The sequence below is a fragment of the Saccharopolyspora flava genome, from assembly GCF_900116135.1.
In the GTDB taxonomy this organism is placed as follows: Bacteria; Actinomycetota; Actinomycetes; order Mycobacteriales; family Pseudonocardiaceae; genus Saccharopolyspora; species Saccharopolyspora flava.
On record NZ_FOZX01000013.1, the window covers coordinates 65062 to 77493 of the forward strand.

Annotated in this window: 12 protein-coding genes; 3 read left to right on the plus strand and 9 right to left on the minus strand. The window is 71.5% G+C overall.

Features of this window, described 5'->3' with window-relative positions:
* Positions 1-11: 11 nt before the first annotated feature.
* From BM424_RS26160 to BM424_RS26170, 3 genes are all read right to left on the minus strand, one after another.
* Positions 12-857, minus strand: coding sequence for a HalD/BesD family halogenase (locus BM424_RS26160; protein ID WP_093423343.1), 846 nt, complete (start codon positions 855-857; stop codon positions 12-14).
* Entirely contained in the window at positions 854-2707 is a 1854-nt protein-coding gene (locus tag BM424_RS26165) for a CocE/NonD family hydrolase (protein ID WP_093423345.1), read from the minus strand. Before BM424_RS26165 ends, BM424_RS26160 begins: the two co-directional genes overlap by 4 nt.
* Positions 2708-2772: 65 nt before the next feature.
* Positions 2773-3411, minus strand: a complete 639-nt coding sequence (locus tag BM424_RS26170; RefSeq protein WP_093423348.1) for a FadR/GntR family transcriptional regulator — start codon at positions 3409-3411, stop codon at positions 2773-2775.
* Between the two features lie 174 nt (positions 3412-3585).
* On the opposite strand from BM424_RS26170, the gene BM424_RS26175 reads away from it, so the two are divergent.
* Positions 3586-4602 (plus strand): MBL fold metallo-hydrolase, encoded by a 1017-nt coding sequence (locus BM424_RS26175; RefSeq protein WP_093423351.1) that lies wholly within the window; start codon positions 3586-3588, stop codon positions 4600-4602.
* 211 nt (positions 4603-4813) lie between these two features.
* Positions 4814-5092, plus strand: coding sequence for a DUF3040 domain-containing protein (locus BM424_RS26180; RefSeq protein ID WP_093423354.1), 279 nt, complete (start codon positions 4814-4816; stop codon positions 5090-5092).
* A 16-nt stretch (positions 5093-5108) separates the two neighbouring features.
* Here BM424_RS26180 and BM424_RS26185 read toward each other — a convergent pair whose 3' ends face one another.
* The 4 genes from BM424_RS26185 to BM424_RS26200 form a co-directional block, all read right to left on the minus strand.
* Complete coding sequence (locus BM424_RS26185) at positions 5109-5309, minus strand: DUF2795 domain-containing protein (RefSeq protein ID WP_093423356.1); 201 nt, start codon at positions 5307-5309, stop codon at positions 5109-5111.
* Between the two features lie 41 nt (positions 5310-5350).
* A complete protein-coding gene (locus tag BM424_RS26190) occupies positions 5351-7168 on the minus strand; it encodes a transketolase (protein WP_093423359.1) in 1818 nt (605 codons plus the stop codon).
* Positions 7169-7246: 78 nt separating this feature from the next.
* On the minus strand, positions 7247-7756 hold the full coding sequence (locus tag BM424_RS26195; protein WP_093423361.1) for a histidine kinase: 510 nt from the start codon (positions 7754-7756) through the stop codon (positions 7247-7249).
* Positions 7757-8144: 388 nt separating this feature from the next.
* The gene (locus tag BM424_RS26200) at positions 8145-9389 is read right to left on the minus strand and encodes an aminotransferase family protein (protein ID WP_093423364.1); all 1245 of its coding nucleotides are present in this window, start codon (positions 9387-9389) and stop codon (positions 8145-8147) included.
* A gap of 316 nt (positions 9390-9705) precedes the next feature.
* On the opposite strand from BM424_RS26200, the gene ssuE reads away from it, so the two are divergent.
* Positions 9706-10266 carry an NADPH-dependent FMN reductase gene (gene ssuE / locus BM424_RS26205; protein WP_093423366.1) on the plus strand — a complete coding sequence of 187 codons (561 nt, stop codon included), beginning with the start codon at positions 9706-9708 and terminating at the stop codon, positions 10264-10266.
* A 123-nt stretch (positions 10267-10389) separates the two neighbouring features.
* On the opposite strand, the gene BM424_RS26210 is transcribed toward ssuE, so the two are convergent.
* Positions 10390-10965, minus strand: coding sequence for a TetR/AcrR family transcriptional regulator (locus tag BM424_RS26210; protein WP_093423369.1), 576 nt, complete (start codon positions 10963-10965; stop codon positions 10390-10392).
* Between the two features lie 10 nt (positions 10966-10975).
* Positions 10976-12370 carry an MFS transporter gene (locus BM424_RS26215; RefSeq protein ID WP_245776141.1) on the minus strand — a complete coding sequence of 465 codons (1395 nt, stop codon included), beginning with the start codon at positions 12368-12370 and terminating at the stop codon, positions 10976-10978.
* Between the last annotated feature and the right edge of the window lie 62 nt (positions 12371-12432).

Below are 12432 nucleotides of genomic sequence, written 5' to 3' on the forward strand. Positions count from 1 at the left end.
CTCGTCGTTCACTAGTCGAGCAGGTCGTCGGTGCGGGCGGTGGTGCCGTGCGCCTCGGTGACCCGGCCGAACAGCTGCCGGGTGCGCTCCGCGGTGCCCACCACCCCAGGACGATCACTGTAGGCGAAGATCGCCGAGTGCCGGGCCACTTCGCCCTCCACGGCGCTGACCCGGTGCAGCGCGTAGCGGCCGTGGAACAGCTGCAGGTCACCGGGCCGCAGCGGCAGCGCACGCACCTGGTCCCGGCTGTCGCCGCTGATCACGGCACCGACGTCGGCGAAGTTCTCGGACTCGGCTGAGCGGATGTGCGGGCAGTACTCGAACACGCCACCGCCCTGCGGCTGCTGGGTGAGCATGCTGACCGCGAACTCGTTGGTGTCGAAGTGCCACGGGTGCTCTTTGCCCGGGTTGACGATGTTGACCACCAGCCCGGCCAGCGGGTCCTCCAGCGGGTGGATCCGCTCCAGCCCCAGGCACTCGGCGAGGAACCGCTGGAACAGCTCGTCGGTGTAGAGCCGGTGGATGAGGTGCTCGGCGGGGATGTCCTCGCGCGCCACGAAGGCGTTGCCGCGCACCGTGGTCCGCTTGCCCGGGTGCCAGTCGGGCAGGTCGGCGTCGGGCGCGGTGTTGTAGACGTTGACCGTCTGCTCCTCGTAGTAGGCGCGGTCGGCCAGGCCCGCGCACTCGGTGCGCAGCGCCTCCCGGTGCTCAGCGGCGACGAAGTCGCGCAGCACGCTGCACCCGTCCACGGCCAGCTCGGCGCGCGCGGACTCGACGGCGGCGCGCCAGCCGGGGCCGCCGGGGTCGGTGAGCGGGTAGCGGTCGGTGTCGACGATGTCGGTCACCGCAGCGGTCATCGGGTTCCCTCCGTGGCCGGGACGACGGGCAGGGTGATCTTCGAAGGATGCTCCGGCGAGGTGTGGATGGCAACGGGCGACAGCGCCGCGGGCAGGTCCCGGACGGTGGGCAGCAGGTGCGGCACGTCGAAGGCCTGCACCGAGATCCGCAGCTTGTGGCCGGGCGGGATGACCGCGCCGGTCGGGAAGATCTCGACGTCGACGGGCTCGACCTCGCCGGGCCGCATGGTGCGCTGGGCTTGCTTGGTGAACGGGTGGAACGGCTGGATCAGCTCGCCGTCGAGGTAGCGGGAGCGCGCCGGGTCGAGGGCGCGGTGCGAGAGCACCTGCCAGCCGCCGGTGAGACGGTCGACGCTGCCGTCGGGCGCCACCGAGGACACCGACACCGACAGCATCCCGTTGCCGGTCGGCGTGGAGGTCTGCAGGTGGGCGTTGATCGGCCCGCGCATCCGCATCGCCTCGGTCATCGGTGCGGTCTCGAACACCGCGCCGGACAGGTCGTTCCAGCGGTGGTCCTCGCAGAGGCGGCTGATCCCGGTGGCGTTGAGCATCCCGGCGGTCCACTGGTTGGTCGAGCGCGTGCAGAGCCCGGACACCGGCACCGGTGCGACCTCGGTCCGGCCGGGCTGCGGGTCGGCGTCGACGAGCCGGCCGGGAGCGCCGGGCAGCGAGGTGCCGGAGAGCTCGAAGCTGCGGGCGCGCTGCTCGCCGATCCACTGGTCGGCCTTGTACCACTGCCCGGACCCGATCTCGTGGTAGGTCAGCGGCGGGATGTCGGTGTCGAGGGCCGGGTCTGCCTGGCCGCGCACGTAGTGGTCGAACCAGCGCAGCTGCAGCTCCTGCAGCGTGCCGTAGCCGGCGGCCGGGACCTCGTCACCGGCGCCCTGCAGGTGGTCCCACGGGCCGAAGATCATCTTCACCGGGACGCCGCGCTGCCGCAGCGCGTCGAAGACCATCGGGGTGCCGCGCTGGAACAGGTCGTACTCGCCGCCGACGAGGAAGGTCGGCACGTCGATGCGGTCCACCACGCTCGCGGGGGAGCGCTCGGCGTAGAACGGGCCGTCGAAGGCCGCGTTGAGCCCGAGGGTGGCCTCCAGCAGCGTCGGCGCGGTGAAGCTCGTCGCCCCCTGGACGCGGTCGAGGTACATCTGCAGCGCGTTGTCGGGCTCGCCGGGGCCGTAAGCCGGTGGGATCAGGCCGGTTCCGGTCACCAGTCCCATCCACAGTGGAATGAACCCGACGTCGAGCGCGCCGCCGGAGGCGACCACGTCGCGGTAGGTGTCCATCGCGGGAACCTGCGGGAAGATCGCCTTGAGGCCCGGCGGCCGGTTGCCCGCCGCGAAGAGCTGGTTGATGCCCATGTAGGAGGCGCCGTGCATGCCGACCGCGCCGTTGCTCCAGGGGCGCTCGGGCGAGGCCGCCCAGTTCACGATCTCCCCGGAGTCGGCGTTCTCCCGCGCGCTGAAGGCCTGCCAGTCACCGCCGGAGGAACCGGTTCCGCGCGCGTCCACCGAGACGTGCACGTAGCCGCGCCGGACGAAGTAGTCGGGCTCGCCGCCGACCGCGCTCGAAGCGGGACCGCTCATGACGTTCTTGTTGTAGGCGATGATCGTCAGCAGCACCGGGAACCGGCCCTCGACCGGCCTGCCCTCGGCGTCGGCCGGGCGCCGCACATCGGCCCGCAGCACGGTGCCGTCCGACATCGTCACCGGCACGTCGGTCTCGATGACCGAACCGGGGTAGTCCTCACCCCGGGCGGTCCACCCGGACACCGGCGTGGCGTCGGCGGCGGTCACACCGGCGAGAACGGTCAGCAACGCGAGCAGAAGAGCCGATAACGAACGGCGCATTTCAGACCTCCCAGGATGTCCGGGAGATCAACGACCGGCTCCCCGGGAGGTTACGCGGATCACACCTAGATGACGTGGAAGTGCAGGTGGGCGGCCATGAATCGGCGCGCGGACGCCGGATCGCGGGCCTCGATGGCACCCAGCAGCCGCTCGTGGCGGGTGATCGCCTCGTCGTCGGTCTCCACCGGAAGGCCGGACAGCACGCGGGTGAACGGTTCGAACAGCAGCGGCACGAACGCGTTGCCGGTCGCGCGCACGACCGCCTGGTGGAAGGCGAGGTGGGCGGCGGAGCGGCAGGCGGGGTCGTCGCTCGCGCGCATCGCGCGCACCTGCTCGCGCAGCTCCCGCAGATCGGCCTCGGTGCGGTTGAGGGCGGCGAGTTCGGCGACGCCGGCCTCCAGCATCCGCCGGGCCTCGTGCACGTCGCTCGCGACGTCCGGATCGGCGCCGGGGGAGGTGGCCGCCCGGATCATCGGGTGCAGCGAGCTCCACTCCGCCGGTGGATTGACGTAGGTGCCGCGACCGCGCTCGATGCGCACCACGTTCTGCACCCGCAGCGCCTTGATCGCCTCGCGCACGGTCAGCCTGCTCATCGTGAACAGCTCGGCGAGCTCGGGTTCGGACGGCAGCGCGCCGCCGGGCGGGTAGGTCCCGTCGATGATCGACCCCAGGAGCTGCTCGGCCAGCTCTTCCGGCAACGACACGCGGTCTCCGCCCGTTCTCGACTCCGACGACGACTCGGCAACCGGGGACCGGCGTCCACAGTGGACCTCGAAGATCCGGATCGGATGAGTCTACTGCATGAGTGAGCGCGGACACACACCAACCGGTTGGTATGTGTGGTAGAGCTGATGGATCGGGTGTCTGGAGGTCGGACCATGAGCAACTCGCGGTACGAGTGGATGGAGCCGGGCGCGTTCGAGGTGGCCCCGGGCGTGCACCGCATCCCGCTGCCCCTGCCCAACGACGGCCTGCGCGCGGTCAACGTCTACGCCATCGCCGACGGCGACGCGCTGACCCTCGTCGACGGCGGCTGGGCACTGGAGGAGTCCCGCGAGCAGCTGGTGGCCGCGCTCGCCCAGATCGGCGCCGGACCCGGCGACATCACGCGCTTCCTGGTCACCCACGCCCACCGCGACCACTACACGCAGGCGCTGGCGCTGCGCCGCGAGTACGGCTCCGAGGTGCTGCTCGGCGAGGAGGAGCGGCACACCCTCGAGCGGCTGATGTCGCCCGAGCACCGCTCCATGGACCGCCAGCTGGAGCTGCTGGCCGAGCACGGCGCCAAACCCGTCCGCGACACGCTGCTGAGCCTGCGCGAGCAGGGATCGCGCAGCCACATCTGGGAGAAGCCCGACGCCTGGATCAACGCGAGCAGCGACCTCGGGCTCACCGACCGGACCCTGCGAGCCCTGCCCACCCCGGGCCACACCCGCGGGCACCTGGTGTTCCTGGAGGAGCAGGCCGGGCTGATGTTCGCCGGGGACCACGTGCTGCCGCACATCACCCCGTCCATCGGCTTCGAGCAGGCGCCCACCGCCAGCCCGCTGCGCGACTACCTCGCGTCGTTGCGGCTGGTCCGCGGCCTTCCCGACATGCGGCTGCTGCCCGCCCACGGCCCGGTCACCGACAGCGTCCACGACCGCGTCGACGAGCTGCTGGCCCACCACGACGCCCGGCTGACGGCCACCGCGGCGGTCGTGGCCGCCGGGGCGAGCACCGCCTACGAGGCCGCTCGCGCGCTGACCTGGACCCGCCGCGAACGCGCCTTCGACGACCTCGACGTGTTCAACCAGATGATGGCGGTGCTCGAAACCGCCGCCCACCTCGACGTCCTCGTGCTCCAGGACGAGCTCGGCGCCGAGCGCGTCGAAGGCGTCGTGCACTACTCCTGAGACCGCCCCGGCGGACCCCGAGGCTGCGCTGCGGAGTGATCGACAACGGTCCGTAACCGGATGCGGGGTCTCCGCCGCGCCGAAATCACCCGACTGCAGCGCAGAGCCGACGGGTGATCACGTGCGAGCCTGGATGAGCTCTCCGGCCGGTTCTGCCGTCGGGGAAAGCGAACCTCGTTGGGGTCGATGGGGACGTCACTAGGAGCTCGCCATGTTGAGCAAGCACGAGCGGGACCGGCTCGCCGAGATCGAATCGGCGCTGGCCACCGCAGACCCGGAGCTCGCCGAGAAGTTCGAGCGGTTCGAGGGCGAACGGGGCTCCGGCGTGCTGCGCCGCGTGCTGGTCTGCACGGCGCTGGCGCTGACCGCGATGCTGTCGCTGCTCTCCCTGGCCAGCGGGCTGGTGTGGACCTCGGCGGCGCTCGGTGCGATCACCGCCGCAGGCGTCATCGCGGCGGGATTCACCTCCCGCCGGCACGAGCAGACCTGACGTCCGTTGTGGACGGTCAGTCGTGCATCGGGTGCGGCAGCGACTGCAGCGCCGTGTCCGCCTCGACGTAGGTGCCCTCCGGCAACCCGTCGAGCCGGTCGAGCTGCTCCGGGCTCGCCCCGAGCTCCTCGCACTGCTGCAGGATCTCGCGCTTGGTCGCCGGGAACCGCACGTGGGCGAGCACCTGCAGCATCTCCGCGCGATCGGCCAGGACCATGACTCCTCCTCCGTCCGCCCGCCTGGTGCGGGCGAGAACCCTCACGGCACCAGCTCGCGGGCCTTCTCGGCGATGGCGGTGGCGTCGATGCGGGCCTGCCCGAGCAGCTCGGCCGGCTTGCCCGACCCCGGCATCTCGTGGACGGCCAGCCGCCGCACCGGAACCGGGTCCTCGGCCAGCGCGCTGAGCACCGCCTCGCCGAGACCGCCCTCGGGCCAGTGGTCCTCGGCGGTGACCAGACCGGCGGTCTCCTTCGCCGCCTGACGCAGCGTCGCGGTGTCGACGGGCTTGACCGAGTACAGGTCGATCACGCGCGCCCCGATGCCCTCGTGCGCCAGCAGATCCGCGGCCTTGAGCGCCTCGTGCAGGGTCACGCCCGCGCCCACCAGCGTCACGTCCGCGCCGTCGCGGACCACCTTCGCGCCGCCGATGGGGAACTCCTCGTCCGGCGGGTAGATCACCGGCATCGCGCCCCGGCTGGTGCGCAGGTAGCTGATGCCCGGCTGATCGGCCATCGCCGCCACCAGGTGCGCGGTCTGGTTGGCGTCGCACGGGTAGAGCACGGTGCTGCCGTGCACCGCGCGGAACGCCGCGAGGTCCTCCAGCGCCATCTGCGACGGGCCGTCCTCGCCGATGGCGACCCCGGCGTGCGAGCCCATCAGCCGCAGGTCGGCCCTGCTGATCGCGGCCATCCGGACGAAGTCGTAGGCGCGGGACAGGAACGCGGCGAAGGTGGAGGCGAACGCGCACCAGCCGCGCACCTGCATGCCCACCGCGGCGGCGATCAGCTGCTGCTCGGCGATGTACATCTCGAAGTAGCGGTCCGGGTGGGCGTCGCGGAACAGCTCGGCGAAGGTCGAGTTCGACACCTCGCCGTCCATCGCCACCACGTCCCCGCGCCGGTCGCCCAGCGCCGCCAGCGCCTGCCCGTAGGCCTTGCGGGTGGCCAGCTCGGTGCCCTCCTCGTAGGCGGGCAACCCGGTGTTGCCGGTGTCGAACGCGTGCGGCGCGGCGTCCTCGGGCGCGACCGGCTTGACCCGCAGGTCGCGCAGCCCGCCCAGCTCGGCGATCGCCTCCTCGGCGTGGGCCAGGGGTTTGCCGTGGAAGCCGGGCTTGTCGGCGACTTCGGCGACGCCCTTGCCCTTCTGGGTGGCGGCCAGGATCATCACCGGCCTGCCGTCGCCGCGCTCGGCCTCGGCCAGCGCGGACTCGATCTCGTCGAGGTCGTGGCCGTCGATCTCCAGCGTCCGCCACCCGGCGGCCTGGGCGCGGGCGGCGTAGGAGGACAGGTCCCAGCCGTGCATCGTCGGGCCGGTCTGGCCGAGCCGGTTGACGTCGACCAGCGCGATCAGGTTGTCCAGCTGCTCGTGCCCGGCGTGCTCCAGGGCCTCCCACACCGAGCCCTCGGCCATCTCGCTGTCGCCGCACAGCACCCAGACCCGGTAGGGCAGCCGGTCTAGCCGCTTGCCGGCCAGCGCCAGGCCGACGCCGACCGGCAGGCCCTGGCCGAGCGAGCCGGTCGCGACGTCCACCCAGGGCAGCACCGGGGTGGGGTGGCCTTCCAGGCGGCTGCCGAACGCGCGGAAGGTCAGCAGCTCGTCGTCCTCGACGGCGCCGACGGCCTTGAACGCGGCGTACTGCAGCGGCGAGGCGTGGCCCTTGGAGAAGATCAGGTGATCGTTGGCGGGGTGATCGGGACGGGAGAAGTCCAGCCGCAGGTGGCCGTCGAGCAGCACGGCCATCAGATCGGCCGCCGACATCGACGAGGTGGGGTGGCCGGACCCGGCGGCAGTGCTGGCCCGCACCGAGTCCACCCGCAGCTGCTGTGCCAGTTCGGAGCGGAACATTGCCTGGTCCATGCCCCGGAAGGTGCCCAGCGCGCGGCGTCGCGAAACAAGGGCCTGGTCACCCCGCCGGTGGCGGCGGGGTGCGGGAGATCAGTCCAGGCCGCCGTTGCTGAGGCCGGACAGCAGTCGCTTGATGACCTCGGGGTCGACCTCGGCGGTCTCCTCGGTGGTCTGCGGGGCCATCGCGTTCTTCTTGCGGGAGCGGCGGGGCAGCGGCACCGAGTCGGCCTTGACGCCGCTGGGCAGCGGCATCTCGCACCACACCAGGGTGCCTCCGGTGCGCAGCGCGGTGGCGCCGCAGCGACCGTCGGCGAAACCGGGCGCGAGCTGCGGGGGAACGGTGGCCTGCTCGTCCTGCACCTCGGCGACGAGGCTCTCACCGCTCAGGCGCAGGCGGACGGTGATGAATCCGGGGTTCTTCTGGTCGGCGGCGTCCACGGCCGCGGTCACCAGGGCACCGGTGAGCTGCGTGGCGATGTCGGTCATCTCGCGCAGGCTCCACTCGGCCAGGGAGAACCGCACGAACATCTCGGTGCAGTTCACCGCGCTGGGGAGCGCGATCAGTCGCAGGTCGTCGACTTGTGCGGTCTGAGTGTTCACCTGGTTGAGATCCTCCGTCCGCCCCCGCTGCGCTTTCGATCACCCGGAAGCCGTATTTTGCCAACTCTACTGGGTGGCTTGTACGCAGGGGCCCCTTTTGCTTTCGGCCTTGTTCTTCGCTCCTCGACCCGGGATTCGGCGGGCCGTCGCGAACACCGCTCGCGCCGTCAACAGCCTTCTCCATCTGCGACGACGCACGATCTGGTGAAAAACGTACGTGACGAAAGCGCATTGCGACCACCTCCGGACGTATCGGTTCCACAACGGGGACATTCCAGGCCGATGGCCCGGGTAATAACCGAGGAGGTGAACGACGATCGGGCGCGGGGAGTGTCGGGGCGGTCACGGCGCGTCGCGACCGCCCCGAGCGGATCAGGCCCCGAGCGGCTCAGGCCAGGGTGTCGAGGCCCTCGGCGAAGGCCTTGCCGATGAGGCCGATCTCCTCCTCGGTGATGATCAGCGGCGGCGAGACCGCCAGCGCCTTGCCCAGCGGGCGCACGATCACGCCCAGCTCGCGGATCGTCTTCTGCAGCGTGCCGAGCGCACCGGCCTGCAGCTGCTCGGCGGTGAGCTCGACGGCCCCGAGCAGGCCGACGCCGCCGCGCACCTCGGCCACCGCCGGGTGGTCGGCGACCTGCAGGAGGGCCTCGTGCAGCGGGCGCTCCAGCTCGTCGGCGCGGGACAGCAGCTTCTCCCGCTCCAGGATGTCGAGGTTGGCCAGCGCCGCGGCCGCCACCGTCGGGTGACCGGAGTAGGTGGCGCCGTGGCGGAACACCCGGCCCGGCTCGTTCCAGAACGGCTCGGCCACGTGCTCGGCGACCACCACCCCGCCCAGCGGCAGGTAGCCGCTGGTCACACCCTTGGCGAAGGTGATCATGTCGGGCTGCAGGCCCCAGCGCTCCACGCCGAACCAGCTGCCGACCCGGCCGAAGCCGCAGATCACCGAGTCGGCGACGAACAGGATGCCGTGCTCGGAGCAGATCTTGGCGACGGCCTCCAGGTAGCCCGGCTCCGGCGGGTACAGGCCACCGGCGCCCATCACCGGCTCGGCGAAGAACGCCGCGACGTTCTCCGCGCCGATGCGCTCGATGGCCTCGCGCAGGCTCTCGGCGTCGTCGTGCGCGACCCGGCCGGTCTCGGGCACCAGTTGGCCGAACCCGGCCTGGTTGGCCTCGATGCCGCCGATGCTGGTGCCCATGCCGTTGGTGCCGTGGTAGGCGTTGCCGCGGCTGAGGATGTGGGTGCGCTGCGGCTGCCCGCGCTGCGACCAGTACTGCCGGGCCAGCTTCGCCGCCGAGTCGATCGCCTCGCCACCGCCGGTGGTCAGGAAGATCTTGGCGTTCGGCATCGGGGCGAGCTCGGCCAGCCGCGCGGCCAGCGCCTCGGCGGGCGGGTTGGTGTAGTCGTTGAAGACGAAGTAGGACTCCAGCTCGCGCATCTGCGCCGCGGCGGCCTCGACGATCTCGGTGCGACCGTGCCCGGCGTTGGCGTACCAGAGGCTCGCGGTCCCGTCGAGGTAGCGGCGTCCGGAATCGTCGTAGATCCAGATCCCCTCGGCTCTGGTGACGCAGAAGCTGCTGCTCTTGACCTCGAACATGTCCGCGAACGGGTGCCACAGCGCGGTTGATGACATGGTTTCCTGCCTCCTTCGTGGTACCCCGACAGCTTCGTCGCCCGGACCCCCGGATGACCAGAGGGCGGGGCGGGAAGTTCGGCGCCGCGCGTCCGCCAGGTGAGAACGCGGGTCCGTTCGTTGACACCGCAACGTCACCGGCCGGACGATGAGCCGGTGACCGCTTCGATGTTCACCAGGCGCAGGCACGTCGACTTCCAGCTCGTGACGACCGGCGCCTGTCGTTCCTGACGGCATCGCATCGTCAGGGGAGGACGCCGTCACCAGGCGGATCCCGAACGCGGTCCACAGTGGACCATCGAGTGGGGAGCAATCCGTGTCCACCGTTCTGGTCATCTCCGGAAGCCCGTCGCGCACCTCGAAGACCGAGAAGGTCGGCGAGCACCTCGCCCAGCGGCTCACCGCAAGCGGTCGCAGCGCCGAGCACCTGCGGGTGCGCACCCTGCCGGCCGAGGCGCTGCTCGGCGCCGACGTCAGCGACCCGGCCATCGCCGCGGCGGTGGACCAGGTCGCCGCGGCCGACGGCATCGTGCTGGCGACGCCGACCTACAAGGCCGCCTACTCCGGCCTGCTGAAGTCGTTCCTGGACCTGCTGCCGCAGTTCGGGTTCGCGGGCAAGGCCGTGCTGCCGCTGGCCACCGGCGGCAGCGTCGCCCACGTGCTGGCCATCGACTACGCGCTGCGCCCCGTCGTGCACTCCCTCGGCGCCCGCCACGCGGTCCAGAGCTTCTTCCTGCTCGACAAGCACCTCACCCTCGCCGACGGACGCCTCACCATCCACCAGGACAGCGCCAACCCCCTGGACGACGTCCTCGAGCAGTTCACCAAGGCCCTCGACGGAATCCCGCACACCACGGTCCTCGGCCGCTCCGCCTGACCCCGCAGGACGAATACCGCAGGATTCGACCGGTCAAATCCTGCGGTATTCGACCGGTCAAAAACCGCAGGATTCGACCCGACGAATCCTGCGGTTTTTGACCCGGGGGTCCGGGGTTGCGGGTCAGAGGGGGTTGTCGATCCAGTTCTGGATGAGCGGGGCTGTGAGGGCGACCAGGTCCTCGGTGGGTTCGGCCGTGATCGCCCGGGTGCGCAGGACGAGGCGGGAGGCGCCGAGGCCCATGAGGTGGCTGCAGACCAGTTCCGCGCGCAGCCGGGCCCGGGGGCCGGTGAGGCGTTCGGCCAGGCGGGTGACCAGCTGGGACTCGAAGTTGTCCCGGAAGCTGCCACCCGCCGGGCGGGACGAGGTGAACATCGCGCGCACCAGCGGATCGCCCTGGGTGCGCTCGTGGTAGTCGAGCAGCGTGCGCACCAGGTGCTCCCCGAGGTTCTCCAGCTCGCAGTCCAGCAGCCGCTCGGCGTCGTTCTCGAAACCCGAGGCCTGGGCGAACAGATCTTCCTTGCTGCCGAAGTACTTCACCACCAGCGCGGCGCTGACCTCGGCGTCGGCGGCGATGTCGCGCAGCGTCACGTCGGCGTAGCCGCAGGACGAGAACCGGCGCCTGGCCGCCTTCAGGATGGTTTCCCGCGTCGCGCACGCGGCGCGGCGCTGCTCCTCGATCGACCCCGTGCTGGGCATGCGTTTCAGGCTAGCGCGAGCCTCCCACCGCAACGGGCATCCGGGGCGCAACGGACTCGTACCGGGCCGGTCCCGGTGTCGCCGCCGCGATCAGCGCCGCGCCCAGACCGGCGCCGGCGGCCACCACGAACACCCACGAGTAGGCGCTGATCGACGGGTAGGTCGCCCCGGCCACCCGCACCAGCGACCCGGTGGTCAGCGCGACCACGATGGCGCTGCAGCTGGAGGTGCCGATCGACCGGGCGAGGCTGTTGAGCGCGTTGGCGGCGGCGGTCTCGGTCTCGGGCACCGAGCGCATGATCAGCTGGGGCAGCGCGCCGTAGGCCAGGGCGCCGCCGATCGAGCTGATGGTCAGGTTCAGCACCACCAGGGTCAGCGGCCCGTGCAGCAGCGAGGCGCCGAGGTTGCCGACCAGCAGGACGCAGGAGCCGAGGATGAGCGTGGTGCGCGGGCCGAAGCGACGCGAGATCCGGGCCGAGACCGGCGAGAACAGCCCCATCGCGGCACCGATCGGCAGCAGCACCAGACCGGCGGTCACCAGCGTCATGCCGTAGCCGTAGCCGGTCTCCGCGGGTGCCTGCAGCAGCTGGGAACCGACCAGGAAGCCGGTGAACATCGCGATGCCCACCAGCACCGAGGCGATGTTGGTCAGCAGCACCGTGGGGCGTGCCGACACGCGCAGGTCCACCAGCGGCGCGGTGGTGCGCAGCTCGAAGGCGCCCCACAGCAGCAGCATCGCCACGGCCCCGGCGAGCAGGCCCAGCACGAGAGCGCTCGACCAGCCCCACTCGTTGCCCTTGGAGATCGCCAGCAGCAGGCAGGTCAGGGCCACCGACAGGCCCAGCGCGCCGACGAGGTCGAACCGGCCGCCGGTGCGCAGCGAGGACTCCGGCACCACCTTGAGGATGAGCGCGATCTCGACCAGCGCGAAGACCATCGCTCCGGCGAACAGCCAGTGCCAGTCCAGCTCCTGGGCGACCACGCCGGTGATCGGCAGGCCGACCGCGCCGCCGATGCCCAGCGTCGCGCTCATCAGCGCCACCCCGGAACCGACCTGGTCCTCGGGCAGCTCGTCGCGCATGATGCTGATCCCCAGCGGTACCACGCCGACCGCCGCGCCCTGCAGCACGCGCCCGATGAGCACGGCGGTGAAGTCGTCGTTGAGGGCGCCGATGGCGCTGCCCAGCGCCATGGTGGCCAGCGAGACCAGCAGCATCCGCCGTTTGCCGTACATGTCGCCGAGCCGCCCGGTGACGGGCGCGCACACCGCGCCGGCGACCAGCGGGGCGGTGACCAGCCAGCCGGCGTTGGCGGCGGTGGTGTGCAGCAGGTGCGGGAACTCGGGGAGCAGCGGGACGACCAGCGTCTGCATCAGCGACACCGCGATGCCGCACGAGGCGAGCACGAGAATGACCCATTTCGAACTGCGCGTAGCGGACGAAGCGGACCCGGCGGCGCTCATCGGAC